The following is a 26,132-nucleotide window of genomic DNA, read 5'->3' as shown; positions in this document are numbered from 1 at the left end:
GTTCCTGCCGCGAAAATAATAACGATGCACGGAAGTTTATCAGTCAATGAGTATGCACGTTCTGTTAGAAGTGTTTACACTGAATGGGTACAAAACATTAGCTTTCTTGAGGAAGGTCGCAATAAATCCATGACTGATACCGCTTATCGTCCCAATGGTGGCCGTCACCACGTTGTCGTGGTTGGCGCTGGCTTCGGTGGTCTCAACACCGTCCAGAAGCTAAAGAACGCCGATGTAGAAATCACTCTCATCGATAAGAAGAACCACCACCTGTTCCAGCCGATGCTGTACCAGGTAGCAACAGGCATGATTTCCGCCGGTGAGGTGGCCCCGTCCACCCGCCAGCTGCTGCGCGATCAGGATAATGTTCACTTCGTCAACGCCGAGGTTACCGATATCAACCTGGCTGACCAGACCGTCACTGCCGAGCAGGATGAGTTCTCCCGCACTTACGCATATGATTCCCTGGTGGTTGCAGCGGGCTCCGGTCAGTCCTATTTTGGCAACGACCATTTTGCAGAGTTCGCCCCAGGCATGAAGACCTTGGACGATGCCCTCGAGCTGCGCTCTCGGATCATTTCCGCGTTTGAGAAGGCTGAGCTTACCGATGACCCAGCGGAGCGCGAGCGCCTGCTTACCTTCATCATCGTTGGTGCTGGCCCAACCGGCGTCGAGCTGACCGGCCAGATTGCCGAACTAGCAAACCGCACCCTCAACGATGTCTACTCAAACTACGGGACCACCTCCGCCAAGATCTACTTGCTTGACGGCGCCCCACAGGTACTGCCGCCGTTTGGCAAGCGCTTGGGCCGCAAGGCACAGCGCACCTTGGAAAAGGAAGGCGTACAGGTTCACCTCAACGCCATGGTGACCGATGTGACCGCGGATACCGTCACTTATAAGGACATGAAGACCGAGGAAGAGACCACCCTGACGGGTGCTACCAAGATCTGGTCCGCCGGTGTGGCTGCTTCCCCACTGGGCAAGATGGTGGCCGAGCAGGCTGGCGTCGAGGCAGACCGCGCTGGTCGTGTCTCCGTCAATGAGGACCTGACCGTGGGCGAGCACAATAACGTCTACATGGTCGGTGACATGATCTCCCTCAACCGCCTGCCTGGCCTCGCACAGGTTGCCATCCAGGGTGGCGCGCACGTCGCTAAGCTCATTCAGGCAAAGGTGGACGAGGAGTCTACCGCCAATGAGAAGGAAGCCTTTGATTACTTTGACAAGGGCTCCATGGCAATCGTCAAGCGCTTCAACGCCGTCGTTAAGCTAGGCAAGACCGAGTTTGGTGGCTTCGCTGGCTGGGTAGCATGGCTGGGCCTGCACCTGACTTATGTGATTGGCCTGCGCAGTCGCCTGGCAGTGCTGGTGAACTGGGCAACCAATATTCTTTCCCGCGACCGCGGCAACCTAGAAATCACCACTCAGCAGCGCATCGCGCGCAACATCATTAACAAGAACGAGAAGTAATTACTCCTCGACCGCATCGCCGCCCTCCTGCCTCAATGCAGGGCAAGGGCGGCGATTTTCTATTTTCCTGTCGCGACTCATTGATAGCGATAGCACCACCCCAACTGGGCACTGGAGCGTCGATTTTCGCACATAGTTTCCGTGACCTTTGTTAGGCTGAGAAACGCAACATGGGGTGCCGCACACAGTGCGGCTGAGAAATACCCATCGAACCTGCACTCAGTTAGAACTAGCGAAGGGATAGTTGTGGGATATAGTTTTCTCCGCGCGCACGATGCCGTGCGCGAGTCCACACCACTTATTCAATGTTTGACCAATAAGGTCGTTTCCAACGTCACCGCCAACGCCCTCCTGGCCGTTGGCGCCAGCCCGGCGATGGTTGATACTCCGGAGGAATCCCGCGATTTTGCACAGGTAGCCGGCGGTGTTCTCATCAACTGTGGCACGCCTAGCTCCGAACAATACGGCGGCATGCGCGAGGCCATCGCGGGTGCGAATGCCGCACAGACCCCCTGGGTACTCGATCCGGTAGGTGCCGGCGGTCTCTCCAACCGCACCGAGTTCATGCATGAGGTGCTGCCCCTTGGCCCAGGGGCGATCCGCGGTAATGCTTCAGAAATCATTGCGCTCGCGGGTACCGGACAGGGCGGCCGCGGCGTCGAATCTACTGATGAAGTAGAAGCCGCGTTAGATTCCGCACTAGCGCTTTCCCAGAACACTGGCGCCGTAGTAGCCATTTCCGGCCCACGCGATCTTATCGTCCACGCAGGTGAAACCACGCGCGCTGCCTTCCTGCACTCCGGTCATCCGATGCTCCAAAACGTCATTGGTACTGGTTGTTCACTCGGTGCTATCTGCGCAGCATATTTGGCGGCGTGGGAGGATCCTTTCGAAGCAATCATCGCGGCCCACGCACACGTGGGAGCCGCAGGCAGCGTGGCAGCTGAAAAGCACCACGCGCCAGGCTCCTTTGCCGTTGCTTGGCTGGACGCGCTCTACGATGTCCCGACGGCGGACATCGAGGGACTAATCAAGCTCACAGACGTCGAAGGGGTTTAAATGGCAATCGACTGGTCGCTTTACCTTGTCACAGATCCAGATCTGGCAGGCGGGCGAGAAAACGTGGTTCGCATCGTGAAGGAAGCTGTACGCGGTGGGGTTAGCGTCGTCCAGCTGCGGGATAAGGAAGCTAGTGATGAGCAGATTGAACACACCGCCCGCGAGCTGCTGGCCGTGCTCGGCAATGTTCCGCTTTTTATCAATGACCGCGTGGAGGTAGCAGCAAAACTCGGCTGCCATCTACACATTGGTCAAAATGACATGGCCTTTCGTGAAGCCCGAGGGATGCTGTCCGATGAGCAACTTATCGGCTTGTCCATTGGCAACCACGCCGAACTTGCTGCCATTTCGGATGACGCCCGCCCGGATGTCATCGGTATCGGCCCTGTGTATTCGACGAACACAAAGAAGAACGCCCCGGCGGGGATGGGGCCAGATGCAGCAGCAGCCCTCGCCCGCGCCGCACGGGAACGCGGCATTGATTCCGTCGCCATCGGCGGCATTAAAGACCATAACGCGCACGAGCTGGCGGGAAGCGACTTTGCCGGCATTTGCGTAGTCAGCGACATCATGGCGGCCAAGGATCCTGCAGCAGCAGCCGCCCGACTAAAGGAGGCTTTCCATGGCTAAGGGAATCTATCCCCGCGTACTGTCCATCGCTGGTACTGATCCCACGGGCGGAGCGGGCATCCAGGCTGACCTAAAGTCCATTGCTGCTGCGGGCGGATATGGCATGAATGTGGTAACAGCCTTGGTAGCCCAAAACACCCAGGGCGTCCGCAGCGTACATGTCCCGCCAGTGGAATTTCTGCAAGAGCAGCTAGAAGCAGTCATTGACGATGTGGAGATAGACGCGGTAAAGATTGGCATGCTTGCTGACGCCGCCATTACCGCCAAGGTCGCAGATTTCCTACGTCGCCTGCCGGAGGATGTTCCCGTGGTCTTGGATCCGGTCATGGTGGCTACCAGCGGGGATAGGCTGCTGGAGCAGGAAGCCGAACAGGCCGTGCGAGAACTGTGTTCCCGGGTGGATATCATCACCCCAAACTTGAAAGAATTGGCTGTTCTCACCAACACCGAGGAGGCAGGCGACCTCGAGCAGGCCATCGCCACCGCTAAACAATGGGCGAAGGAAGCTTCTACTGCAGTTGTGGTCAAGGGCGGTCACCTCGATTCCGATATCGCAGACAATGCGGTAGTGAATCCGGATGGGTCCGTTCACCGCGTCTCCTCGAGCCGGGTGGACACGAAGAATACGCACGGCACAGGTTGCTCCCTCTCCTCTGCTCTGGCTACCCGGCTTGGAGCCGGCGATAGCCACACCGCAGCGCTTACGTGGTCCACCCACTGGCTGCACGAAGCCATTGTGCACGCGGATGCGCTCCAGGTGGGCAAAGGGCACGGTCCCGTGGACCACCTGCACCGCTCGCAGCGCCTCATGCGGGCGGCCTCTACCCTGCCACAGCCCTACCTTTCCGGCAGCTTGAAGGAACCAGAAAAAGTCGAGCAGCCCCGCGTTCCTGCGGCCGGACCACACACGCAACGTCTGTGGGACCTGGCGGGAAATCACTGGGAGGCTATCAAGGCTCTGCCCTTTATTCGGGCATTGGGAACGGGCGCTTTGGATAAAGAAGCCTTTGGGTTCTATCTCGACCAAGATGCCCAGTACCTCAACGCCTACTCCAAGGCCTTGGCTCGCCTAGCCAGCCTAGCCCCTGCAGCGGCACAGCGACTGCACTGGGCTGAAGGAGCGCATGATTGCTTGGCGGTTGAGGCCGAGCTGCACCGCGGCTGGCTCCAAGAGGGCATCACTACCGCAGCTTCTAGGGTTACTAGCGCCTATACGGACTTCCTTATCCGTTCAACTCATACGGATGACTACGTGGTAGGCGCTGCGGCAGTATTGCCCTGCTACTGGCTTTATGCAGAGGTAGGCCTACACCTCGCAGATTTCGATTCCCCAGAACATCCCTATCACTCCTGGCTTTCCATGTACGGCGGTGAAGACTTCCTCAACGGAGTCCGCGCCAGCCTCGACATTGTCGAGCAGGCTCTCAGCGGGGCGGATGAGCGCACTCGTACACGGGCCGAGCGCGCCTACATCACAGCGAGCCACCATGAGGTAGATTTCTTCGACCAAGCCGATAGGCGCTTTTAGGCCAGAAGGTCCGACCCCGGACGCGAAAGGACGGCGACGAGGAAGGTGGAATGCTCCGAGAATAGCTTCATGTCCCACGAGGAGAAGGTGAAGTCGACTCGGTAGCCCACCTTCTGCGCCATATCAAGAAAGTCGGAGAACTCCCAGCCCCGGCCCTCGCCGAAGCCGGTGACCAGGCGACCACCTGGTTTGAGAGAATTAAAGATATTGCGCAAAGCGGGCTCGCGGCCTTCTTTTGCTAGAAAGCCCATCACATTGCCGGCAGACACGGCGATATCAAAGGGGCCTTCCGGCACCTCTTCCTCGCACAGGTCTCCAACGAACCAGTGGCCGTCCGGAAAGTCGTGCTCTGCGTGCTCAATAAGAATGGGATCTACGTCGACTCCCACGACGCTGTGGCCGCGGCGAAGCAATTCGCCACCGACTCGGCCAGTGCCACAGCCGGCGTCGAGGATGGTGGAGTTGCGCTCGACCATGGCATCAATAAGCCGGGCCTCGCCATTGATGTCCTTGCCTTGTGCGGCAAGCAGCTTCCATTTGCGGGCAAAATTATGGGAGTGCTCGGGATTAGCTTCGGTTACTTCTTTCCACGTAGGCATAGATTCGATTATATTACCCGCCTTCGGTGTAAGATTTACCCGCTGCATAAAATCGCCGTCGAATTTTTGCGAACTTGTCCGCACTACCGCGCAAAGGAGGCTGAAACGATGCCATCCGTACCTTCACCCTTTAGGGGCCGCAAGAAACCCGAGCCTCTAAGTAAGCCCACCTCCCTGCCGGTACCGCCGGAACGCGCGATTGAACACTGCCGCGTTTTTGTTGATGGCGAGTCGCTTCCCGGTGAATACTCCACCAGCTCTGCTTTGGAAGCTATCGAAGAATATGGCCGTGGTTTTATCTGGGTGGGCCTGCACGAGCCCTATGAGTCTCAGATGACCAAGGTAGCCTCACAGTTTGGCATCCACGAACTCATCGTGGAAGACGCAGTTATGGCTCACCAGCGTCCCAAACTCGAACGCTACGATGACCAGCTCTTCGTCGTCGCCCGCTCCGTGAACTATCGCGACCATGATGAAGTAACGGATAAGCGCCAGATCATTTCTACCGGTGAGATCCAGATGATCATGGGTTCCAACTTCATCATTACCGTGCGCCACGGGGCAAAGCTTCCCAACTTGGCCTACACGGTGGAAGATGAGCAGGATCTGGTGGAGCTTGGCCCAGTGGCTATGGCCTGGAAGATCCTGGATATGATGGTGGACCGTTACTCGGAGATCTCTCGTCTCATCAGCATTGAGGTCGATGAGCTGGAAGAAGAAATCTTTACCCCTAACCTCAAGTTTGATGTGGACCGCATTTACATGTTCAAGCGTGAGGTGCTGGAGATGAAGCATGCCATCGACCCACTTTCGGTGGCACTGAAATCCATGGTTTCTGACCACAAGGATCTGATTTCTAAGCAATTGCGCTCGTATCTGCGCGACGTCAACGACCACGAGCTCGTAGTCAAAGACCAGGTCTCCAGCTTCGATGAGCGCCTTACCTCGCTTATCGATGCCTCGGTGGCCAAGGTAACCATGCAGCAAAACTCAGATATGCGCACCATTTCTGCGGTCGTTGGCATGTGGGCTGCGCCCACCCTGGTGGCCGGTATCTACGGTATGAACTTCGACATCATGCCGGAACTGCATTGGGCTTTGGGCTACCCCATGGCGATCATCATTATGATTTTGGTCGTTGTGGGCCTGTGGGCTTGGTTCCGAAAGAACCACTGGCTCTAAAGACTGCGGTACGCTCGTATACTATGAGCGATATCACTGTCTATGGTGCCACCGGGCTTGTCGGGCAATTGGTGGCGCGCTACCTTGCCTCGATTAACGCGCCCTCTGTGACTCTGGCCGGCCGGAACCGACCGGTGCTAGCCGCGCTGCGCGATGAACTCAATCAGCACTGGGACATCGCCATCGCCGCCGCCGATGATGCCGACGCTGTGGAGCACATGGTGGAACATACCAAGGTACTAATCACCGTGATCGGACCCTACAGCCTTTATGGGGATAACGTCGTTGCCGCCTGCGCGCGCCATGGCGTAGATTATGTTGACCTGTGCGGTGAGGTTCCCTTTATTCGCCGCAGCATCGATTCCCACCATGCCGTGGCCGAATCTACAGGTGCGCGCATCGTTCATTCCTGCGGCTTCGATTCCGTCCCCTCGGATATTGGCATGCTCAATCTCTACCAGGCGGCAGGAAAGCCGTTTGCACGGGTGCAGATGGTCGTCGACAAGCTCAAAGGCGGAATCTCACCGGGCACCATCGAGTCTTCCCTGCAGGTCTCGCATGCCGCGCACGCGGATAAAGATGTGGCCCGCAACCTGCACAATCCTTACTCACTAGACCCGGATCCCAAGGCCGGGCCACGCTTAGACGGCCTCCAAAATGACTTCGAAATCAAAGAAGTCGACGGCGTGGGCTGGGTGGGTCCATTTTTCATGTCCATGTTTAATACCCGCGTGGTGCGCCGCTCCAACGCTCTGCTTGGGCGGGCGTGGGGCAAGCGCTTGTTTTATAAGGAAGCGTGGTTTGCAGGGACTGGGCTAGCCGGTCGTGCACGGGCCTATGGACTGGCACTCGCCACCAAGCTGCTTTTTGATGGCACCCAATCACGCTTGCGCCCCGTGGTGGAAAAGGTCCTGCCCACGCCTGGGCTTGAAGGCGCGCATTTCCAAGTCAGCCACCACGGCGTGACTGAGGACGGCGAGCGCTGGCATGCAACCGTCTCAGCACAAGGCGACCCTGGCTACGAGGTTACCGCCATGATGCTGAGCCAGGCTGCACTCTGCCTTCTCGAATCGCGCGCCGACTCTGACCGCACAGGAGGCGTGCTTACCCCGGCCACCGGACTAGCTGAGCCGTATTTGGAACGGCTATCCTCCCACGGGATGTCCTTTACTGCCGAGCGGGTGAGCTAACGCAAAATCATGGTGCGCAAAGTGGTGCGGGCAATGAGCTCCCCGCCTTGGCGCATCTCAACGCTCCACAGGTGGGTGCGCCCACCAAGCTGCACTGGTGTGGCCACAGCCTCCAGTTCCCCCTGTCCCGTAGAGCGGATAAAGTCACTGGAATTATTCACTCCTACTGCGGGGGCGTCGGCAGCCACCACGCTCGCGATGGAGGCCACGGTTTCTGCAATGGAGCAGTACAGCCCGCCATTGGCCACTCCCCAGGGCTGATGATGCTCGGGCTTAACCTGCAGTTTCGCACGCGCCTCGCGCGGGCCTATATGGGTAAATTGCAGCCCTATCAATTCCGCAAGGCCGCCATTGAGGGCATTAAGTGACGCCAATTCTTCTGCAGTGAGTACCCGCGTATGAGCGAGGTGAAGCAAGTCATTGAGTTTCTGCGTATCCGACATAGTCCACCAGCCTAGCCATTGATGACAGCACCGCATCCCAGTGACGTAGGATAGGCAGCATGACTGATAAGAATGAACTTGCTCAAATTGGCGTCGTGGGATTGGCGGTCATGGGATCTAATTTGGCCCGTAACTTTGCCCGCAACGGCAATACCGTAGCGGTCTACAACCGCAGCCCTGAAAAGACCCATGCGCTCATTGAGGCTCACGGTGAGGAAGGCAATTTCGTGCCTTCGGAGACCATCGAGGACTTCGTGGCTTCTTTGGAGCGCCCACGCAAGGCAATCATCATGGTTAAGGCTGGCAAGGCCACCGATGCGGTCATCGATCAGCTGGCTGAGGCCATGGATGAGGGCGATGTCATTATTGATGGCGGTAACGCGCTGTTCACGGACACCATTCGCCGCGAGAAGGACGTAGCCGCCCGCGGCAAGCACTTTGTGGGTGCTGGCATCTCTGGCGGCGAGGAGGGTGCGCTCAATGGCCCGGCTATCATGCCTGGTGGCCCGAAGGAATCCTGGGAGACTCTTGGCCCGATTCTTGAGTCCATCGCCGCTAATGTTGATGGCACTCCATGCGTTACCCACATTGGTCCAGATGGCGCCGGCCACTTTGTAAAGATGGTCCACAATGGTATCGAATACGCCGATATGCAGGTCATCGGCGAGGCTTATCAGCTACTGCGTTACGGTGCAGGCATGGCGCCGGCCGAGATCGCAGAGGTATTCCGCGAATGGAACTCCGGCGACCTTGACTCCTATCTCATTGAAATTACCGCCGAGGTTTTGGCCCAAAAGGATCCGGAGACTGGTGCCCCGCTTGTCGACGTCATCGTAGACGCCGCCGGCCAAAAGGGCACCGGCCGCTGGACTGCCATCAATGGCTTGGAGCTCGGTGTTCCCATTACCGGCATCGCCGAATCGGTCTTCGCCCGCGCGCTTTCCTCCTCCACCGCGCAGCGCAGCGCTGCCCAAGAAGGCCAGCTGCCTGCCGGCACTATCAAGGAGCTGGACGTGGACAAAGCCGCGTTTATTGAAGACGTGCGCCGCGCCCTTTATGCGGCCAAGCTCATTGCTTACTCCCAAGGCTTCGATGAGATCAAGGCTGGATCCGAGGAATTCGGATGGGATGTGGACCCTCGCGACCTAGCTACTATCTGGCGTGGCGGCTGCATCATCCGGGCCAAGTTCTTGGATCGCATCCGCGCAGCCTACGACAATAATGCAGACCTTCCTGCCCTCATCCTCGATCCTTACTTCAAGGGTGAGCTGGAAGACCTCATCGATCCGTGGCGCCGAGTAGTCGTCGCTGCCACTCAGCTGGGCCTACCGGCCCCAGTCTTTGCCTCTTCCCTCTCCTATTATGACAGCCTGCGCGCCGAGCGCCTTCCCGCCGCCCTGATTCAAGGCCAGCGCGATTTCTTCGGCGCACACACCTTCAAGCGCACCGATAAGCCAGGTGCCTTCCACATCGAGTGGTCTGGCGACCGCAGCTTGACCCAAATCGACTAGATTCGTATTTCTTTGATGGGGCCCTTCGGGGCCCTTTCCCATATTTAGCAGGCGCTTCCACACGAATGCGGCGATCCGCCTTACTGCCGATAGTATGGGTAAACAATGACTACCTTTGCCGATCTCGGCTTACCCCAGCGCCTAGTGCACGTATTGCGTGACCAAGGCATCACCGAACCATTTCCCATCCAAAGCGCCGCGATTCCCGACGTCCTCGCGGGCAAAGATGTACTCGGCCGCGGCCCTACCGGTTCCGGAAAAACCTTTACCTTCGGTTTACCCATGCTCGCGCGCCTTGCCGGAACGGGTGCTTCCAAGCCCGCTCATCCCCGTGCGCTCATTCTTGCGCCAACCCGGGAGTTGGCCACCCAGATTTACCAGCGTCTTGATGAACCTGCGGCAACGCTTGGCTTGAGAGTTCTCGCCGTGGTGGGTGGGGTAAATATCAATCACCATATCCGCTCGCTGGCACGCCCCGTCGATGTTCTCGTCGCCACCCCTGGCCGCGCCCAAGATCTCATAAACCAGGGAAAGCTGTATTTGGATGCGGTCCGCATCACCACCCTTGATGAGGCCGATCAAATGGCCGATATGGGCTTTCTACCCCAGGTACGCAAACTCCTGCGGTTGACCCCAGCAACAGGTCAGCGATTGCTGTTTTCGGCGACCCTCGACGGGGACGTCAATAAGCTGGTGGAGCAATTCCTCCACGATCCTATTGTCCACTCCACTGCTCCGGTTCAAGCTGCGGTGGACTCCATGTCCCATCATCTCTTTTTCGTCGGTGACCGTCCGGCGCGGAATGAAGTAGCCTTGCGAATTGCTGCTCGCCAGGGCAAAACCATCATGTTCATGCGTACGAAGCACGGGGTGGATAGGCAAGTCAAAAAGCTGCGCCGTGCTGGCATCAATGCTTATCCGCTACATGGAGATAAGGGGCAAGGCGCGCGCACCCGCGCCATCGAGGGCTTTAGCGATGGCAGCGTCCCCGTGCTGGTTGCCACAGATATTGCCGCGCGCGGTATCGATGTTGCGGATGTTTCCCTCGTCGTTCATATCGATCCACCCGCAGAACACAAGGCATATCTCCATCGCGCTGGGCGCACGGCACGTGGCGGCGCGGCGGGGACCGTCGTTACTTTGGTCATGGATGAACAACGCAAGGAAGTATCAGCGCTTATTAACAAAGCAGGGGTCACGGCTACTGAGCACGATATTTCTAGCCGCGATAATCCTGCAGGTGCACCTGTACTCAAGGAGGTAACGGGTGCTCGCAAACCGAATGGTCCCGCCCTTCCCCCGCCTGGGCAGGCCACGCCCCAGAACCAAGCGAAGCCCGCAAAGAAGAAATCCCCATCTCAACGCCGCCGCCCAGGTAGTAGAAACACCCGTCGCCGCGGCCGCTAAGACAAGGAGGAATGCCCTCGTGCACACTTTGAGCCCGGATGATTGGCAAGCTCAGCTGCAACAACACGAAAAGCAAGCCACCGACCGCTTAGAGCGTTTCCGCCACCCTGGCAGCTATCACCCTGTCTTCGATTTTCTCTTTGAGTACTACCCCGTCCGGCCTTCCCACTTGAAGCGTTGGCACCCGGGTGTAGGAATAGCGCTAGAAGGCACTCCCCCACACGCCGAATGGCGCGACTACCACGCCACCCCAGACGGCGTAACCGTCGATGTGGCTGGCTTTCTACAACGCCGCGGTAGCTCGGTTCGTTATATCTCGAATCTTCTTCGCCACTCTGCAAGCAACCCCGCCCACTTTGACTGCTTTGGCCTGCACGAATGGGCGATGGTTTACCACACAGACACCCCGCGCCATTCGCTTCCTTTGCGCCTAGGTGCAGAAGGCACAAACCGCGTTGTGGATGAACACTCAATTAAGTGCTCCCACTACGATGCCTTCCGTTTCTTCACCCCACCAGCTCGTCCGCTTAACCTCACCGTGCTGCACCGCGAAGACCAGCCCGCAAATGACCAAGCGGGCTGCGTACACGTCACGATGGATCTTTATAAATGGGCGTGGAAGCTAGGCCCTTTGGTTCCCGGCAAGCTATTCCTTGACTGCCTAGATTTGGCGATTGAAGCACGCATCCTAGACATGGAGGCCTCTCCTTATGACTGCCGTGATTGGGGTCTCGGTGTAGTGCCCATCGAAACCCCTGAAGGCAAAGCCGAATATGTCTCTCGGCAGCGTTCCCTGGCGCAGAAGGCCGAACCGCTGCGAGCCAGGCTTGTCGCTGTGATAGATCAGGCACTCGCCCCGCTACAATAAGCCACTAACAACGGCAGTTTGCTTGGGAGGAACACACCACATGGCACGGCATTCAAATGGGAAAAATACCTTCGCGGTAGCGGGATGGGTTATTGCAGTGGCTGTCATCGCGCTTCTGGCCATCATCGCCTTGGTGGCCTTCCTCTTGCGAGGTACGGACAATGCCGATGAGGACGATACCGCTGCTCCCGCAGCTGTTGAAAGCAGCAGCGAAGCTACAACGGAGATGACCACGAAAACGACCTCCAGTGTCCCCACTTCCGCCGCGCCTACCAGTTCTTCCTCTCCACGGAGCTCCGCCCCAGCTTCTAGTTCCGCAGCACAACCCAAGCCCGACCTAACGATGGCTGCAAATACCCTACTTCTTTTGGATACTTCCTCCTCAATGGCTCCCATCTACGGTCCTGTCTCCCAGGCCTTGGGCACCACCGCGTCTGACCTAGCTGCTGACGGCGGGGCTGTGTCCTTGTGGAATTATTCTTCACCCATCTCTGAGACGGCAACGGTTGGCTACCGCCAGAACTTGGGCTTTGGTGATGGCAATGCCGTATCCGGCACGCTCGGAGGCTTTGGTACCGGCGGTGTTCCACAAACGCGTAGCGCTGTTGTAGCGGCTGTAGCTAACGCTGCCGACCAAGCTGCAGGTAGCGGCGACAAGGCGCGGGTGCTCGTGGTGACTACAGGTACCGAGCAAGACATGGATGATGCTCAATTTACGGCTGCACTTAAGGACGCTGCTTCGAAGGACGTTTCCCTCAGTGTCGTGCACGTAGGTGAAGGCAACGTGGATGCGGCTCTAAAGTCCGCAGCCGATAGTTTCACCACCGTTGACTCAGCGGAGGAAGCCAAGCTTACTGGCGCTATAACTAAGGCCGCAGGCGTTTAATATCCAACCGCCCTTTCCTTCGGCACCGGACAATTATGTTCGGTGCCTTTACTTCTATCTCCATAAAGGTACCGACAGCTAGGCACAGGTGGCACTTCAATAATCGAGCCCGTGTTAAAAACCGGATCGGAGCGCCTTGGGCTAGGGCCCGGCGACGCGCAGAGATACAAGGTTCCGAGGGGTCACTTAACGTAGGCTGCTTGTTGTTTAGAGATCAAAAATCCACCCTATTTCCCCGTGAGCCGGGAAATAGGGTGGATTCTTATGTTCGAAGCCTAGGAGCTCTTGCGCTTGCGACGGGCAGCAAGCTCGTCGAGCCCGACGACGTTGTCCTCGGCGAAGTCTTCGATGCGTTCCGAAGGGAAAGAAGAAATGGTGCCGGACAGTTCCTTCAAAATACCAGGAACTGCAATACCAAAGACGCCCTGGCCACCGGCAAGCAAGTCGATTACCTCATCGTTAGAACGACACTCATACACGGTGGTGCCATCTGATACGAGAGTGAGCTCTGCCAAATCATTGACACCACGATCCCGCAGAGACTCAACGGCCAAACGGATATTTTGCAGGGAAATGCCGGTATCTAGCAGGCGCTTAACAATCTTGAGTACCAATACATCCTTGAAGGAATACAGGCGCTGGGAACCAGAACCACGTGCCGTTCGAATGGACGGATTGACCAAGTTGGTGCGTGCCCAATAGTCCAGCTGGCGATAAGTAATGCCGGCAACCTGGCAGGCAATAGGCACGCGGTAGCCCACTTCCTCATCAGGTCCGACATCAAAAAGTGATTCCTGCACGTAGGTGGATTCGGACTGGGAGTCCTCGATAATGCTCACGTAATTACTCCAATGGGGTTTGTTGGAAGTTCTAAAGATCAATTAAAAGCCAAGCGCATGCACCCGTCAAGCGCTGCCGGCTCAACTTTCAAGTACAACTTTAGACTTCTAAAACCACATTGTCACCATTAGTCACACGCGTGTCATTAACTTTTTTCTTCATCATCCCCCGAAAGGAAATCCTTTTCTTCCATTCCCAAAGATCTCATCATGGCCTCGAAATCCGCATCTGCCTGCGCATTCCCTGATGCCGATGTGGAAGACTCCGCGCTTTCGCTGCCAGTTTCCGAATCATCTTGAGAAGGGGTAGAAATCTCCAAGTCGAAATATTCTTTCAGATCCGCATCACTGGCATAAACGGATACCTGCGCGAGGAGCTCCGCCTCGGCAGAAATGGGGACATTGAAAAATTCGGATACAGCTAGCGCATCGCTAACCCGAGCATAATAAGCCTCGCCGTTCGCAGCCTTAATGTCTACCATGAACGTTCCCTGGTGGTAGTTGGCAACGTCTATGGATTCCACCCCGCCTGTTGCCTCAAGGATCTCGCAGATCAGGTCGTGCGAGTTGGGCCGGTTTGGCTGGTGCCCATCTAAAGCGGCGGCCAATTGCATGCCCTCAATGGGAGAAATCCACACGGGGATCAAGCGGTTTTCCTCTGGCCAGCGCAACAATGCGCAGACATCATCTTCAGGACCGACTTGGTGGATTCCGTGGAACTCTAGGGTTACATCACTCATGACTACCACTCTCCCACAAAGATGGAAATGACGGTGTATTAAGCTTGGTATTCGTCACGTAGGTCTGATTTCACCAGTGTCGCATGCAAAGACACCACGAGCGCGGTCATCTGCTGGGAGATTTCTTCCGCCTTCTGGTGTGCAGTATCAGAGTTTGAGTGTGCCACTGGAGCTGCGGCCTGGGAAATCAGGTCAGCCTGCCGGCGCGCGTTATTGCGCAGGGACTTAAGCTCACGGGCACCGAAACCAAAAGCCTTGAGGGCCACGGCGGCTGAGACAATAGCCACGTCATCGGTATTGAAAAACCCAGCAGCATCTGGGCGAATGAGTCCGTACTTCACTAAGGATGCGACGTCATCTTCACTGGACCCCGCCTGCGTGGCTACCTCTACATCAGTCAAGCGCGTGACGACAGGGGCCTTAAACTGCTGCGGGGACAGGAGGGTTTCGGCATGGCCCGCAGAAACAATGGCGGTGACCTGACCGGAATCCATGGCCTCTAGCTGCTCACGGATAACCTTTAGCGGCGTATAGTTATCGCGCTGAGTAGTAAGAATATAACGCAGCCGGTCCACATCTTCTTGAGTGAAGCGGCGGTAGCCCGAGGCCGTGCGCTGCGGGCTAATAAGCCCCTCTGATTCAAGGAAGCGAATCTTGGACACCGTGACGTCTGGGAATTGCTGATTCAGCGTCTCCAAAACCACGCCAATGGACATAGTCTTAGCCTTTTTAGCTTTGGGGCTGGTACGGCGTACTGCTGCTGCCGAAGAATCTGCTGCGCTCACTGTGTCTATCTCTTAGGGGTCCTGAAAAAGTTCTTATCGTGCCATACGTAGACTACACCGCCCTTCCTAGAAAGGAAGCGCGGCCGGTCTACGAAAGAGTTAGCTCTGGTTAGCGATGAAAACCAGACGGAACTTACCGATTTGGATTTCATCTCCCACCTCGAGCACTTGGGAGTTGCGTGGCTCGCGGTTCACGTAGGTTCCGTTGAGGGATCCGACGTCAACTACCTCAAACTTGTCATCGTCATTCTTGCGGAATTCCGCGTGACGGCGGGATACCGTAACGTCATCGAGGAAGATGTCCGCCTCGGGATGGCGGCCAGCGGTGGTAGTCGCCTGGTCCAACAAGAAGCGGGCACCCGCATTCGGGCCGCGCTTGACCACCAATAGTGCCTGGCCCTCTGCCAGGTTATCGGTACCGGCAACGGCAGTCTCGTTGCCATTCGCGCCGTTTTCCATCTCCTTGAGCAGGTCTGCGCGGAATACAGATGTGGTCTCTACCTGTGGTTCCGGGGTTCCGGTGTTCTCGCTCATTGTTACCTCCGGGGATTAGTTACGAGTTACTTATGACAATACTAGCGACTTATTTGGGTCCGCGACCCTTTGGTGGAGATTTATTTCACCGGAAAATGTTTCCGATACCGCTCAGCACGGAATTTCCCTTGCCCGCAAGGGGGTTATCGGAAACCATGTAGGTCCACGTAGCACTCGGGCGGGCTAGGCCGGCGTCATCAAGGTGCGCCCCGGCGGCGTCGATAAGCACTGTGTGGAAGGTTTCCACCGACTTTTCGACGGCCCGCTGGGCCAAGTCCTTAAACTCCCTTACCGCAATGCGGTGGTATTCATCGATCGGCGTCTCGCGGGCGATAGCGCGCAAGTGAATGGACTCACGGACATCGTCCATGAGCTCCAGATGGTCGGCCCATGCAAGGTCCAAGTGATAGAGCATGATTTCGCGTGCGGCCTTAACGCGAGCTTCCTCGGGAACCTCCGCCAGCTCTGCTGCGCGCTCTGGGGCGCGTTGGGAAAGCTCCTGCCAGGCTTGATCGGTATCCAAAAGCTTGGCTCGGCGTTCATCGATGATGATGCGTTGATCAGCTAAAAGCTGATTGTACTTCCACGTCTGGGCATGGATCTCGAGCAATTGCCCCTCGGTCACGCGCTGGCAGTGCGCTACAAAATCACTGACCCGTTTGGACTCGATACGTCCGTCCTCCGCCGGTTGGGCGCGGACAGTTTCGCCGTCGCCGCCTTGCTGAACCACGTCATCTTCCAAGGAGACAAAGAAAAGGGAAAGCCCCGGATCTCCTTGCCGGCCCGCACGGCCGCGCAGCTGGTTGTCCAAGCGGGCGGTGCGGTGCCGCGAGGTACCGATGACCGCAAGGCCGCCACGTTCCGCTACTGCGTCATGGTCGGCCTCACTAGCGCCGCCCAACTTGATATCAGTACCACGACCGGCCATCTGGGTAGAAACGGTAACGCGCCCGATATCTCCGGCCTCGGCGACTATCCGCGCCTCTTGCTCATCATTTTTGGCGTTGAGGACATTAACCTCAATGCCCCGCTTGCCCAGTGCATCTGCCAGATCCTCCGATTCGGCGACATCCTGCGTGCCCACCAGGATGGGTTGCCCCGTGGCGTGGATGGCTGCGATTTCTTCCACGATAGCGGCAGATTTATCTTCGACCGTCGCAAAGATACGGTCTTGTTCATCAAACCGCTGCAGCGGCTTATTGCGGTCAATAACAGAGACGTGCAGACCGTAGAACTGGCGCAGCTGATCGGTTGCCTCCACCGCGGTGCCCGTCATCCCGCACACCAGTGGGTAGCGCCGCATAAGTTCTTGCAAGGTGATGGTATCGAGAATGCGCCCACCTTCAGAGACTTCCAGGCCTTCCTTGGCCTCTACCGCCGCTTGCAGGCCATCGGGCCAGCGCTGCAGGTCGGCAACGCGGCCCCGCGAGGCATCGATAAGCTGCAGCTTGCCGTCAACCACAATGTAGTGAATGTCTCGGATAAGCAGCGCTTTGGCATGCAGGGCAAGGTTAACCTTCACCAAAATGGTGCCGATATTCTCCTCGGAATAGAGCGAATCAATGCCCAATTCTTGCTCCACACGGCGCGCACCATCTTCGGTCAATTGAACGGTGCGGCCGTCCTCAGAGATGATGTAGTCCAGCTTTTCGCGCAGGTGGGAAACCACATTGGTGATATGTCCGGTGGGTGCTTCGCCCGGTCGGTTTCCGGCAAGTACCAGCGGCACAAGGGCCTCATCTACCAAGACGGAGTCGGCTTCGTCCACCAAGGCAACATCCCCGGCGGCCTGCACGGTGTGGGAACGGTCAGTGATCTGGTTATCGCGCAGCAGGTCGAAGCCTAGCTCGTTCACGGGCGCATAGATAATATCCTGTGCGTAGGCAACGCGGCGCTCGTCCGGAGTCATGCCCTCTGTTACCGAGGCAACGCTCAGGCCAAAGAACTCCACTACGGGGCGCATCCATTCGGCGTCGCGAGCAGCAAGATAGTTATTGACGGTAACTACATGGACGCGCTTTCCGGTCAGCGCAAAGCCGGTGGCAGCCATGGCACCCACCAGTGTCTTGCCTTCACCGGTGGCCATCTGGATGACGTCTCCGGTGAGTAGGCGCAGGACCGCTTGTGATTGCACGTTAAAGGGGTTCATGCCCAGGGTGCGTTCGCAGGCCACTGCCAGGGCCGCGAGGAACTGCGCCTTGTCCACTATCTCACCGGACTGAACGGCATCGCGCGCGGCCTGGGCCACAGCTGCGTCATCGTGCTGGCTCAATGTCCGGGCAGCTTCGTCTGCCGAACCCACGATGGCCTTGGATTTCTTATTATTACGCTCGCTTTGCGAGCCCATTGCCTTCCAGAACCAATCAAACGCGCCCATGACTCATCCTCCTTAAATGGATTGCTCCTATCGACTGTAGTCAACCTCGTATGGCTTGCGGGAAAGAGGCCCGTTATTCTAGTTCTCATGCAATCCGTCAATGTAAAGCTGCCTTCGAGCCGGGGTACTGAGATGGCTGGAACCATCGACTTCCCGGATTCTCCCCCGATCGCCTACGCCATCTTTGCCCATTGCTTCGCCGGCTCCCGCCATACCCCTGGTGCCGCCCGCACCGCGAAGCAGCTCACCGAGTTCGGCATCGCCACGCTGCGCTTTGATTTTCCCGGCCTGGGCCAGTCCGCCGGTGAATTCGGCGATACTACCTTTAGCCAAAACGTCGATGACATCCACGCCGCAGCCGCGTGGCTGACGGAACACTATTCTGCACCCCAATTGCTGATGGGCCACTCGCTGGGCGGAGCCGCCGCTTTGAAGGCAGCTACGACCATGAAGTCCCTCAAAGCGGTAGCTACCCTCGGCGCCCCGTTTGATCCAGCCCACTCCGTGCTTCACTACGCGGATAAGATTGGCGAGGTCGACGCCAATGGTGAAGTAGAAGTCGTCCTCGGCGGCCGCGGGCTCATCATCTCCCGCAAGTTCTTGGAGGACTTGGCAGATACCAACCCCGAGGAATATCTGCCTAAGCTACGCAAGCCCTTGATGGTGTTGCACTCTCCCATCGACCAAACCGTGGGTATCGATAATGCGCAGAATATCTTCCTCCTCACGCGCTACCCCAAGTCCTTGGTCTCCCTCGACAAGGCCGACCACCTGCTCACCAAGCAAGGTACGGCCGCTCGTGCAGCGGACCTCATCGGGGCATGGGCCGAGCAATTTATCGTTCCCGATTACACGCCGGAAGAAGTAGGTACCGACGCCGCTGTTGCGCAGCCGGCTACCGGCACCAAATTCGGCGTGGTCGTGCGCCACAATGACCATAGCCTTAGCGCCGACCGCACTAAAAAGAACGGCGGCAAGGGCAAGGGCTTTACCGCCGAGGGCCTTCTTATGTCTGCCCTCGCCGCGGCGTCGACCCAAGCAATCAAGGAGGCCGGCAAAAAGCTCGCGCTTGACGACGTCCATGTGAGCATCATCCAAACCGGCCCTGCCAGCTTCGAGCGCCGTATCGAACTCGCCGGTAACCTCTCAGCGGAAGAGGTATCAATTTTGCACTCTGCCGCGAAGGATACTGATGTCGAGCGCATGCTAGGCAACGTCACCATCGTGGACGCACACTAATGCCTGCTTATGACTCCTCGCGCCGCTGTCCTTGTGGCACCGGCCTTTCCTACGGCGAGTGCTGCGGCAAGTACCATGCCGGTAGCAATGCGCCCACCGCAGAAGCGCTCATGCGCTCCCGGTTTAGCGCTTTTGTTACCGGCGACGAGGAGTACTTGCTGCGCACGTGGGATCCTGTCACTCGACCTGAGGCCCTCGACTTGGCAGACTCCCCCATTAGGTTCTACCGCCTCGATATCCTAGATACCCAAGGCGGCGGCCTTATGGATAGTTCCGGCGTAGTGGAATTTGAGGCGTTTTATAAGGGAGCAGCTGTCGGTTCGCAGCGCGAACGTTCCTCGTTCCGCCGCTTCGACGGTACGTGGGTGTATTCCACCGGCGAGCTTTAACGCAGGTTACACCCCAAATTTCACAGTAGAATCCTACTGATGTAATCTAGATGAGTCGCACAGTGCGACGGCGGGCTATGGCGCAGTTTGGTAGCGCACTACACTGGGGGTGTAGGGGTCGCAGGTTCAAATCCTGTTAGCCCGACAAAAAGCAGCCAGCACCTACACGGTGCTGGTTTTTCTTATACTGCAAGCAAAATCGCGATTCCCAGCGCAATGAGCACCACGGGAAAGAGCACACTCTCCCACTTCTCCAGCGCTTCGGCGATTCCTGGCCGGGTTGCCACAAACCGCGCCGCCCAAACAAGTGGGGCTACAAGCGCAAGAAAGACGGCACAATAAACTGCTACTTCGGCCGGCGTAGAGGTAGTAAAAACGGGCACGTATACGCCGATATTGTCCCCTCCATTGGCAAAAGTGACTCCGGCGACCGCCAGCGTGCTCAGCTTTTTGCCGGAAATATCCTCATCGTCATCCTCACCTCGGAATGCTTGCCACGCCGCCCACAGGCCCAATAACAACGGGATGAGGCCAAAGTAGCGAATGAGATCGGTCGGTATAACGGCGTTGAAGCCCAATCCGACAACGGAAGAGGCCACCAGTATGCCGAGGAAACCGAGATACTGGCCCGTCAAAATTGCGGCAGTTGTACCCTTGTGCCCAGCACCACGGGCAAAGAAGAGGGACAACACTACAATGTCATCGATATTGGTGGCCACAAATAGCCCAGCGGCCGCTGCGAGAGTAGTAAGCACTCACCCAGCCTATCGCACCATGACACTTGTCATGAAAATTTCATGACAGATCCTATTCACTATTCTGGCTGGCCCCGGATACTTTTCAGGTATGAGCACGACAGACCTAAGGGCTAAACACACACCAGCCATAAAAGTTTCCGGAGTGAGTAAAACTTTCACCACGAGGGGCTCAGAGCCAGTCCGTGCGCTGAGCGAGGTTTCATTTAGTATCTCCCAAGGCGAGATCGTAGGGCTCCTAGGCACCAATGGTGCAGGTAAAACCACCCTCTTTGACCTCATCCTAGGGCTCACCACCCCCACCGCAGGCAACATTGCCGTGCTTGGCCGCACCCCACGGGCCGCCGTCCAAGGCTCAGAAATCGGTGCCGTATTGCAAACCGGCGGCCTCCTGCCCGAGCTCACAGTCCTGGACACCCTGCAGATGATGTCCGCCACCTTTCCGCATCCCCTGCCAGTCAGGGATATAGCCGAACAAGCCGACCTCACACGGATCCTTCACCGAAAGGTGGGCAAATGTTCTGGCGGCGAGCAACAGCGTGTGCGATTCGCGCTCGCGCTTTTAGGCAATCCCCGCGTTCTCTTGCTCGATGAGCCTACTGCAGGAATGGATGCTAATGCTCGCCACGAGTTCTGGACCACCATGCGCCGCCAGGCAGAGTTGGGACGAACTATTGTCTTTGCCACCCACTATCTGGAGGAGGCGGACAATTTTGCGCAAAGGATTATTCTCCTTCATGAAGGCAAACTACGTGCGGATGCAAGCGCCCAGGATTTTCGCGAGCATTCGGCCCAGCGCATTGTCGAGGCGAAGTTCGCAGGGCCAGTCCCCTCTACAGACGAGCTACCGATTTCTACCGAGATTTCCCAGTCTGGCGACTACGCCCGCATGGTAACCAGTGACTCTGATGCGCTTGCAAGATACCTCCTTAACCACACCTCGGCGCGCAACATCACAATTCGGAATCGCTCCTTAGAGGACGCATTTTTAACGATGACTGCGCCCCAACCTTAACCAGCCACTTCCAGTAAACCTTTGCACAAGGAATCTCCCATGACGATAAAATCTGCAACCACCACTGCACGAACCCTGCGGTTTGCTGCCCATAACCTGCTGCGCCTGCGTCGAAACTTCACTCCGATATTTTTCAGCACCATTTTGCCGGTGCTTTTCTATCTCCTCTTCGGCGCCATGATGGACTTTGGCGATACCCCCTTTAAAGAAGGAAATTTTGCTGCCTTAGAAATGATCAGTATGGCTCTCTACGGTGGCGTCGCCGGTTCCGTTGCAGCCGCCGGCTCCGCCGTCACCGATGCCAAGACTGGGTGGGCACGCCAACTAGCGCTTACTCCATTACGCTCACGCCAGCTGCTGTGGGCAAACCTCATATCCATCGGCTTTCAAGCCCTGCTACCCATTACGGCAGTATATTTGACTGGCGCCGCTACACATGCGGAAATGCAGCCACACCAGTGGATCTTAAGCTTCATTTCCTGCCTCCTAGTTTCCATTCCCTTGGGCTTTTATGGCTTGGTGTGGGCAATGGCGTTGCCCACCGACAACTCCGTCGCAATCGCCTCGACGTCTGTTGTTCTTTTTCTTTTCGCGGCGAATGTGTTCACACCGCTGACCAAGCCGCTAATGGAGTGGGGCCGCTTCACTCCCCTTTTCGGTCCAGTTGTACTAGCCCAGTGGCCTCTGGCAGAAGGAAGCCAGTTCCTCAACGGGGATGAAGGCACGATTACGCACCCGTTGTGGATGGCGTGGCTAAACTTCGCGGTATGGACGACAATCTTCCTGACCGCGTGCCTCCTGCTACGCTCCCGCGACAAAGCTCGGCGCTGATGTCATCTCTCCGAGAGCCATTCCGCGGGTTCAGCCTCAAAAGAGCGCTTTTTGCCAGTGTGTGGTTAGTCTTTCTCATTCCTGGACTGGGGACCACTTTTGCCGCGCCGGGGATGACCCTTACTAATCAAATCGGGGCCCTTTCGTGCGCTCTAGTGTTCGGTCTTGTCTATTTCTTCGCTTTCGGCGCTGGAGGCTACTACCCCCGCGGATGGCGGGTAGAGCAGCGAATCGGGCTGTATTGGTTTGCACTTGCAGCCATCGCGGTATTGTCGACTGTCTTCTTCGGGAGCATTGCCGTCATTTTTGCGCCGTACTTGGCGGCATTGCTCGGCTTTAACCTTCCTTTGCGCCACAGCTTAGCGTTCACCCTTCTTACAGGGGCTGTGGTGGCTGCTGCCACTTGGTACCTTACGCCCAAAAATATCGGCTGGGTCCTCATCGTCCTTTTCGCTTGGCCAATATTTTTAGTGCTGCTCGGCACCTTTTCCCAGCGTCAAGATAGTCGCGCAAAGCTAGAACGCCGATTGGAGCTGGCACGCCAGCGCGAGGATATTGCTACCGATGTTCACGATCTCTTGGGGCACTCTCTTACCGTGATTAATCTTAAGTCCGAGCTGGCGCGCCGGCTAATAGATACGGATCCACAGCGGGCAAGGCAGGAACTGCAAGAGGTAAGTGAGCTTTCTCGCCGAGGTCTGGCGGAAGTCCGCTCCACAGTGACTCGGATGCGCATGCCCACTTTTGAAGGCGAAATCCACGCCGCCCGGAGGGCGCTCGAAACCGCGGGTATTGCGCCCTATTTGCCTTCGGCTACCAAGGCCGCTGGTCTTTATGACGCCGAATTTTCCTGGGCTCTGCGCGAATTGACCACCAACGTGGTCCGGCACTCCGGTGCCACCCATTGCTGGGTCCAAGTGACAGACCACCAACTGCAGGTAGCAGACGATGGCTGCGGATTCGGTGCAGAAGAAAGCCTGTTCCGTCCCCAAGGAGGGCTTAGTGGTCTGCGCAACCGCGTGACAAAAGCTGGCGGGCAGCTGCTTTTTGCGCGCCGCAATGACTGCACGCTCGCCTTGGTTACTATGGACGGAGACAACGACTTTCTTCCTCTTAACACCGACGGAGGTGTAGGCGATGCCTGAAACCATTCGAGTTCTCATTGCTGAGGATCAATCATTGGTGCGAGGGGCGCTAGTTGCTCTCTTGGAAACAGAGCCAGACATTAGCGTTGTAGCACAGTGCGCAACGGGTGTGGAGGTTGCGGGGCTCGTCGCCAAGCATAGCGTCGATGTTGCTCTGCTGGATATTGAAATGCCCGGCAAGAACGGGCTAGATGCCGCCGTTGAGCTGCAAGGCACGGGCTGCCGCAGCCTCATAGTCACTACCTTCGGCCGCGGTGGCTACGTGAAACGGGCGCTGGAGACCGGGGTTTCCGGGTTCGTAGTCAAAGATACCCCGCCAGAAAAATTAGCCGAAGACATTCGGCGGGTGCACTCCGGGCTTAAGGTCATTGACCCAGCACTCGCCCAAGAGACCATTTTCATTCGGGAAAATCCACTGAACGCACGCGAACAAGAAGTCGCACTTCTCGCCTTGAAAGGTAGTAGCACTCACCAGATCGCCCGCAAGATCCACCTGAGCAATGGAACGGTGCGCAATATTATATCTTCGCTCATCGCCAAAACTGCGGCTGGAAATCGCTTTGAGGCAGCAACCATAGCGCAGACGCAAGGATGGATTTAGAAAACGCGACGCCCGGTGCCGAAATCCCCTTGCTGCTTGTGGATGCTTAATCGGGCTTTTTAAGCTCAAGTACATTAACCATGCCCTGAAGGAGTATGTCCATCACCTTAGAAGCTAGGCCAAAGTAAAAATTGGCCGAGTGATAGCGCAACGCACCTACGGTACTTAGCTGCGAAAGGCCGTGGATAGAAGCCCACAAAGCTGCAATCTGGGTAAAAAGAATCCACGGCGAACGTGGTCCATTCGACTCAGCAATGGCATCGCGCACCAAATTCATGATGAAGGTAAATGCCTTGCCCATATCAAATGGTTGCTCAGTATCGCCGGTCTCGTCGAAAGAAACGGGGACGATCGAGCGGCTAGAGACCTCAATGAGGGCAACAAAGCCGACGGGATCTTCCAGCGCATACTCCAAATAACCAAAGCCGGTTGCCTTAATATAATCCAGTCCGTGAGAACCTTCTGGCACGGCCTGGTTCTGGCGCATGATTGCTAGCGTATTGGCTTCATCCAAAGATTCTTCCAAAGAACGCAGCAGGTGAGAATTACCGTCGAAAAGATGCTCCGCATCTGCCAAATCTACGCCTGCTCGTGCGGCAGCAGAGCCGAGATGCAAGCTAGGAAGACCGTTATAGACAATCTCTTCGGCCGCACCACGGAAGACGGCTGCGCGCTTTTCCTCAATCGTAGACTTTGGCATGTCCTTCGCTGCTGTAGTAAACGGTTCCGCTGGATCGCCAACGAGTGCTCGCGGTTCAAAGGGCGCAATCTCCCCGTCACGCAAGCTAACTTCCAAACCAGAGAACAAAGTCTCAATGCAAGCATTAAAGGTCTGCTTCTTCGCCGTCGGCGAAAGATGCCGCATAATGCCGAACGTGGCTAAGTGGGTGATACCTTGCAACTCAGACAAAAAAGTAAGAGCTTGGGTCACTACCAAACGGTGATCAAAATCGCCGCGTGCTGCAATGGCTGCTTCCCGCATCTGTTCAAGCATCCAGCGGAAAGTGGGCGGAAAGGCATCAAAGCTTTTCGCCTCTTCGATGCCTTCCTCAAAGTTGGGAAAACTCGTTGCCGTCTCGCAGTTGTTATAAGCGGCGAAGTAGGTGGGATTATCAACAGCTAAGTTGAAGTAAGCCTTGGCAGACTCGCGAAGTTTCTGAATCGCGGTCACACCATCCGGCAATTTATCGAGTGCCTCGTAGGCAGCTACTCGGAGACGCTCGTCCAAGAACCGGCTGGTTTGAATATAAAGGTCGTGGTCGTCTTCAAAAAAGGACTTAGCTTCATCGACTGGCACATCGATTTGTTCCGCGACAGCACAAACCTGTAAAGCGTCGCGCCCACCCTTGGCCAGGATACGAGCACTCTGCTCCAGCAAGCGTTGCTTAGCGGAGCCCGCGTGGGAGACGGTGCCTTCAAGATTGTTCACGCAAATAATCCTAGCGATTTCCTGCAAAAGTTCAGGCGGATCCGCCCATTCTATAGCGCATTTCACCCACAAATAGGTGATATCACTGGTATAGACCTTTAGCAGCCCATTGGGTTGAACTGGGATACCATTTTGGCCCCCACCCTGACGGGTTGGGGGCCAAAATAAAAACTAACTGTTCACCCGTCTAGCAGGTGAACGCTATTTACTCGTTGCCGAGCTTGCCATCAGCAGCGTCGCGAGCCTTGTCGATCTGGTCTGCCTTGTCCTCGCCCAGCTTGCCCTTAGCTGCGTCAGCAGCCTTGTCCAAGCCCTTATCGGTGAACTCTTCGCCCTTGTCGGAGTTCAGTGCATCCTTGGCCTTATCGAAGATACCCATGTGGTTATCCTTTCTTCTAGTTCTAGCTTTGTCTAATTATTGCCGTGTCCGGCAACACATCCCAACGTACCGATACTTCTAGCTCCATGCCACCAAATCGAGCGATTGAGTCACTAGACCAAATATTCTTTTCCGCTAAACCAAAAGCAATTCCGCTCTGTAACGGAGTTCTTCTCAGAATGACAAATGGAGGCCCCACAGCCTGACGACCATGTCAGGCCACTGGCTTAGCCGCACTCCAAAGCCCCATGCTATTAGGCAGCGGCAGCATTTTGGCTAATACCAAATGCCCAGATTC

26 protein-coding genes and 1 tRNA gene are annotated in these 26,132 nt (G+C 56.8%); 17 read left to right on the top strand and 10 right to left on the bottom strand.

The window, feature by feature from the left end; translation table 11 throughout:
• Positions 1-129 precede the first annotated feature (129 nt).
• The 4 genes from ACP8J1_RS05900 (at position 130) to ACP8J1_RS05885 (ending at position 4,690) form a co-directional block, all read left to right on the top strand.
• Positions 130-1,473 carry an NAD(P)/FAD-dependent oxidoreductase gene (locus tag ACP8J1_RS05900; protein WP_023021572.1) on the top strand — a complete coding sequence of 448 codons (1,344 nt, stop codon included), beginning with the start codon at positions 130-132 and terminating at the stop codon, positions 1,471-1,473.
• A gap of 246 nt (positions 1,474-1,719) precedes the next feature.
• Positions 1,720-2,532 (top strand): hydroxyethylthiazole kinase, encoded by an 813-nt coding sequence (thiM, locus tag ACP8J1_RS05895; RefSeq protein ID WP_302518295.1) that lies wholly within the window; start codon positions 1,720-1,722, stop codon positions 2,530-2,532.
• Positions 2,533-3,162, top strand: a complete 630-nt coding sequence (gene thiE / locus ACP8J1_RS05890) for a thiamine phosphate synthase (RefSeq protein ID WP_023021574.1) — start codon at positions 2,533-2,535, stop codon at positions 3,160-3,162.
• Complete coding sequence (locus ACP8J1_RS05885; RefSeq protein ID WP_486697326.1) at positions 3,155-4,690, top strand: bifunctional hydroxymethylpyrimidine kinase/phosphomethylpyrimidine kinase; 1,536 nt, start codon at positions 3,155-3,157, stop codon at positions 4,688-4,690. The genes thiE and ACP8J1_RS05885 overlap by 8 nt, the downstream gene beginning before the upstream one ends.
• On the opposite strand, the gene ACP8J1_RS05880 is transcribed toward ACP8J1_RS05885, so the two are convergent.
• Positions 4,687-5,289, bottom strand: coding sequence for a class I SAM-dependent methyltransferase (locus tag ACP8J1_RS05880; RefSeq protein ID WP_034655351.1), 603 nt, complete (start codon positions 5,287-5,289; stop codon positions 4,687-4,689). The genes ACP8J1_RS05885 and ACP8J1_RS05880 overlap by 4 nt on opposite strands.
• A 108-nt stretch (positions 5,290-5,397) precedes the next feature.
• Between ACP8J1_RS05880 and ACP8J1_RS05875 the strand changes: the two genes are divergently transcribed.
• Both ACP8J1_RS05875 and ACP8J1_RS05870 read left to right on the top strand, forming a co-directional pair.
• Positions 5,398-6,471: a magnesium and cobalt transport protein CorA gene (locus ACP8J1_RS05875; RefSeq protein ID WP_023021577.1), complete on the top strand. Its 1,074-nt coding sequence runs from the start codon at positions 5,398-5,400 to the stop codon at positions 6,469-6,471.
• A gap of 23 nt (positions 6,472-6,494) precedes the next feature.
• Positions 6,495-7,661 (top strand): saccharopine dehydrogenase family protein, encoded by a 1,167-nt coding sequence (locus ACP8J1_RS05870; protein WP_034655349.1) that lies wholly within the window; start codon positions 6,495-6,497, stop codon positions 7,659-7,661.
• On the opposite strand, the gene ACP8J1_RS05865 is transcribed toward ACP8J1_RS05870, so the two are convergent.
• On the bottom strand, positions 7,658-8,104 hold the full coding sequence (locus ACP8J1_RS05865) for a PaaI family thioesterase (RefSeq protein WP_023021579.1): 447 nt from the start codon (positions 8,102-8,104) through the stop codon (positions 7,658-7,660). The two genes, ACP8J1_RS05870 and ACP8J1_RS05865, sit on opposite strands and share 4 nt — an antisense overlap.
• A gap of 59 nt (positions 8,105-8,163) precedes the next feature.
• Between ACP8J1_RS05865 and gndA the strand changes: the two genes are divergently transcribed.
• The 4 genes from gndA to ACP8J1_RS05845 all read left to right on the top strand — a co-directional run bounded on the left by gndA (position 8,164) and on the right by ACP8J1_RS05845 (position 12,776).
• Positions 8,164-9,615, top strand: a complete 1,452-nt coding sequence (gndA, locus tag ACP8J1_RS05860; protein WP_023021580.1) for an NADP-dependent phosphogluconate dehydrogenase — start codon at positions 8,164-8,166, stop codon at positions 9,613-9,615.
• A 105-nt stretch (positions 9,616-9,720) separates the two neighbouring features.
• Positions 9,721-11,022 (top strand): DEAD/DEAH box helicase, encoded by a 1,302-nt coding sequence (locus tag ACP8J1_RS05855; RefSeq protein ID WP_023027850.1) that lies wholly within the window; start codon positions 9,721-9,723, stop codon positions 11,020-11,022.
• Between the two features lie 19 nt (positions 11,023-11,041).
• Positions 11,042-11,890 (top strand): hypothetical protein, encoded by an 849-nt coding sequence (locus ACP8J1_RS05850; protein ID WP_023021582.1) that lies wholly within the window; start codon positions 11,042-11,044, stop codon positions 11,888-11,890.
• A 40-nt stretch (positions 11,891-11,930) separates the two neighbouring features.
• Complete coding sequence (locus tag ACP8J1_RS05845; protein ID WP_023021583.1) at positions 11,931-12,776, top strand: hypothetical protein; 846 nt, start codon at positions 11,931-11,933, stop codon at positions 12,774-12,776.
• A gap of 275 nt (positions 12,777-13,051) precedes the next feature.
• On the opposite strand, the gene ACP8J1_RS05840 is transcribed toward ACP8J1_RS05845, so the two are convergent.
• From ACP8J1_RS05840 to secA2, 5 genes are all read right to left on the bottom strand, one after another.
• Positions 13,052-13,615, bottom strand: a complete 564-nt coding sequence (locus ACP8J1_RS05840) for a MerR family transcriptional regulator (RefSeq protein WP_023021584.1) — start codon at positions 13,613-13,615, stop codon at positions 13,052-13,054.
• A gap of 146 nt (positions 13,616-13,761) precedes the next feature.
• The gene (locus tag ACP8J1_RS05835) at positions 13,762-14,355 is read right to left on the bottom strand and encodes a bifunctional nuclease family protein (RefSeq protein ID WP_486697320.1); all 594 of its coding nucleotides are present in this window, start codon (positions 14,353-14,355) and stop codon (positions 13,762-13,764) included.
• A 38-nt stretch (positions 14,356-14,393) separates the two neighbouring features.
• Positions 14,394-15,140, bottom strand: coding sequence for a transcriptional regulator FtsR (gene ftsR / locus ACP8J1_RS05830; protein ID WP_034655346.1), 747 nt, complete (start codon positions 15,138-15,140; stop codon positions 14,394-14,396).
• A gap of 99 nt (positions 15,141-15,239) precedes the next feature.
• Positions 15,240-15,674 (bottom strand): oxoglutarate dehydrogenase inhibitor Odhl, encoded by a 435-nt coding sequence (odhI, locus tag ACP8J1_RS05825; RefSeq protein WP_023021587.1) that lies wholly within the window; start codon positions 15,672-15,674, stop codon positions 15,240-15,242.
• 85 nt (positions 15,675-15,759) lie between these two features.
• Positions 15,760-18,051 carry an accessory Sec system translocase SecA2 gene (gene secA2 / locus ACP8J1_RS05820; protein WP_023021588.1) on the bottom strand — a complete coding sequence of 764 codons (2,292 nt, stop codon included), beginning with the start codon at positions 18,049-18,051 and terminating at the stop codon, positions 15,760-15,762.
• An 87-nt stretch (positions 18,052-18,138) separates the two neighbouring features.
• Here secA2 and ACP8J1_RS05815 point away from each other — a divergent pair, with 87 nt between their 5' ends.
• The 3 genes from ACP8J1_RS05815 (at position 18,139) to ACP8J1_RS05805 (ending at position 19,824) form a co-directional block, all read left to right on the top strand.
• The gene (locus ACP8J1_RS05815; RefSeq protein ID WP_023021589.1) at positions 18,139-19,290 is read left to right on the top strand and encodes a bifunctional alpha/beta hydrolase/OsmC family protein; all 1,152 of its coding nucleotides are present in this window, start codon (positions 18,139-18,141) and stop codon (positions 19,288-19,290) included.
• Positions 19,290-19,679, top strand: a complete 390-nt coding sequence (locus tag ACP8J1_RS05810) for a YchJ family protein (RefSeq protein WP_023021590.1) — start codon at positions 19,290-19,292, stop codon at positions 19,677-19,679. Before ACP8J1_RS05815 ends, ACP8J1_RS05810 begins: the two co-directional genes overlap by 1 nt.
• Before the next feature lie 71 nt (positions 19,680-19,750).
• Positions 19,751-19,824 (top strand) — tRNA-Pro (locus tag ACP8J1_RS05805).
• 37 nt (positions 19,825-19,861) lie between these two features.
• Here the strand turns inward: ACP8J1_RS05805 and ACP8J1_RS05800 are convergent.
• Positions 19,862-20,434, bottom strand: coding sequence for a cadmium resistance transporter (locus tag ACP8J1_RS05800; protein WP_023021591.1), 573 nt, complete (start codon positions 20,432-20,434; stop codon positions 19,862-19,864).
• Positions 20,435-20,525: 91 nt separating this feature from the next.
• On the opposite strand from ACP8J1_RS05800, the gene ACP8J1_RS05795 reads away from it, so the two are divergent.
• The 4 genes from ACP8J1_RS05795 (at position 20,526) to ACP8J1_RS05780 (ending at position 24,026) form a co-directional block, all read left to right on the top strand.
• Positions 20,526-21,449, top strand: coding sequence for an ABC transporter ATP-binding protein (locus ACP8J1_RS05795; RefSeq protein WP_023021592.1), 924 nt, complete (start codon positions 20,526-20,528; stop codon positions 21,447-21,449).
• A gap of 39 nt (positions 21,450-21,488) precedes the next feature.
• Entirely contained in the window at positions 21,489-22,280 is a 792-nt protein-coding gene (locus ACP8J1_RS05790) for a hypothetical protein (RefSeq protein ID WP_005329537.1), read from the top strand.
• A 155-nt stretch (positions 22,281-22,435) separates the two neighbouring features.
• The gene (locus tag ACP8J1_RS05785; protein WP_232212593.1) at positions 22,436-23,425 is read left to right on the top strand and encodes a sensor histidine kinase; all 990 of its coding nucleotides are present in this window, start codon (positions 22,436-22,438) and stop codon (positions 23,423-23,425) included.
• Complete coding sequence (locus tag ACP8J1_RS05780; RefSeq protein WP_005329531.1) at positions 23,418-24,026, top strand: response regulator transcription factor; 609 nt, start codon at positions 23,418-23,420, stop codon at positions 24,024-24,026. The genes ACP8J1_RS05785 and ACP8J1_RS05780 overlap by 8 nt, the downstream gene beginning before the upstream one ends.
• A 46-nt stretch (positions 24,027-24,072) precedes the next feature.
• Here ACP8J1_RS05780 and ACP8J1_RS05775 read toward each other — a convergent pair whose 3' ends face one another.
• Positions 24,073-25,455, bottom strand: a complete 1,383-nt coding sequence (locus ACP8J1_RS05775) for a hypothetical protein (RefSeq protein WP_005329528.1) — start codon at positions 25,453-25,455, stop codon at positions 24,073-24,075.
• Positions 25,456-25,660: 205 nt separating this feature from the next.
• Positions 25,661-25,834, bottom strand: coding sequence for an antitoxin (locus ACP8J1_RS05770; protein ID WP_023021594.1), 174 nt, complete (start codon positions 25,832-25,834; stop codon positions 25,661-25,663).
• Between the last annotated feature and the right edge of the window lie 298 nt (positions 25,835-26,132).

Source organism: Corynebacterium sp. LaCa_205 (assembly GCF_057458085.1).
Note: the sequence above shows the minus strand (reverse complement) of the source record. Positions and strands in the feature narration are given on the sequence as shown.

Excerpts from the sequence above, each read along its gene's own strand:
- ACP8J1_RS05900 (WP_023021572.1), top strand. The coding sequence starts at position 130 with ATGACTGATACCGCTTATCGTCCCAATGGTGGCCGTCACCACGTTGTC.
- thiE (WP_023021574.1), top strand. The coding sequence starts at position 2,533 with ATGGCAATCGACTGGTCGCTTTACCTTGTCACAGATCCAGATCTGGCA.
- ACP8J1_RS05885 (WP_486697326.1), top strand. The coding sequence starts at position 3,155 with ATGGCTAAGGGAATCTATCCCCGCGTACTGTCCATCGCTGGTACTGAT.
- ACP8J1_RS05880 (WP_034655351.1), bottom strand. The coding sequence starts at position 5,289 with ATGCCTACGTGGAAAGAAGTAACCGAAGCTAATCCCGAGCACTCCCAT.
- ACP8J1_RS05875 (WP_023021577.1), top strand. The coding sequence starts at position 5,398 with ATGCCATCCGTACCTTCACCCTTTAGGGGCCGCAAGAAACCCGAGCCT.
- ACP8J1_RS05870 (WP_034655349.1), top strand. The coding sequence starts at position 6,495 with ATGAGCGATATCACTGTCTATGGTGCCACCGGGCTTGTCGGGCAATTG.
- ACP8J1_RS05865 (WP_023021579.1), bottom strand. The coding sequence starts at position 8,104 with ATGTCGGATACGCAGAAACTCAATGACTTGCTTCACCTCGCTCATACG.
- gndA (WP_023021580.1), top strand. The coding sequence starts at position 8,164 with ATGACTGATAAGAATGAACTTGCTCAAATTGGCGTCGTGGGATTGGCG.
- ACP8J1_RS05855 (WP_023027850.1), top strand. The coding sequence starts at position 9,721 with ATGACTACCTTTGCCGATCTCGGCTTACCCCAGCGCCTAGTGCACGTA.
- ACP8J1_RS05845 (WP_023021583.1), top strand. The coding sequence starts at position 11,931 with ATGGCACGGCATTCAAATGGGAAAAATACCTTCGCGGTAGCGGGATGG.
- ACP8J1_RS05835 (WP_486697320.1), bottom strand. The coding sequence starts at position 14,355 with ATGAGTGATGTAACCCTAGAGTTCCACGGAATCCACCAAGTCGGTCCT.
- odhI (WP_023021587.1), bottom strand. The coding sequence starts at position 15,674 with ATGAGCGAGAACACCGGAACCCCGGAACCACAGGTAGAGACCACATCT.
- secA2 (WP_023021588.1), bottom strand. The coding sequence starts at position 18,051 with ATGGGCGCGTTTGATTGGTTCTGGAAGGCAATGGGCTCGCAAAGCGAG.
- ACP8J1_RS05815 (WP_023021589.1), top strand. The coding sequence starts at position 18,139 with ATGCAATCCGTCAATGTAAAGCTGCCTTCGAGCCGGGGTACTGAGATG.
- ACP8J1_RS05810 (WP_023021590.1), top strand. The coding sequence starts at position 19,290 with ATGCCTGCTTATGACTCCTCGCGCCGCTGTCCTTGTGGCACCGGCCTT.
- ACP8J1_RS05795 (WP_023021592.1), top strand. The coding sequence starts at position 20,526 with ATGAGCACGACAGACCTAAGGGCTAAACACACACCAGCCATAAAAGTT.
- ACP8J1_RS05790 (WP_005329537.1), top strand. The coding sequence starts at position 21,489 with ATGACGATAAAATCTGCAACCACCACTGCACGAACCCTGCGGTTTGCT.
- ACP8J1_RS05780 (WP_005329531.1), top strand. The coding sequence starts at position 23,418 with ATGCCTGAAACCATTCGAGTTCTCATTGCTGAGGATCAATCATTGGTG.
- ACP8J1_RS05770 (WP_023021594.1), bottom strand. The coding sequence starts at position 25,834 with ATGGGTATCTTCGATAAGGCCAAGGATGCACTGAACTCCGACAAGGGC.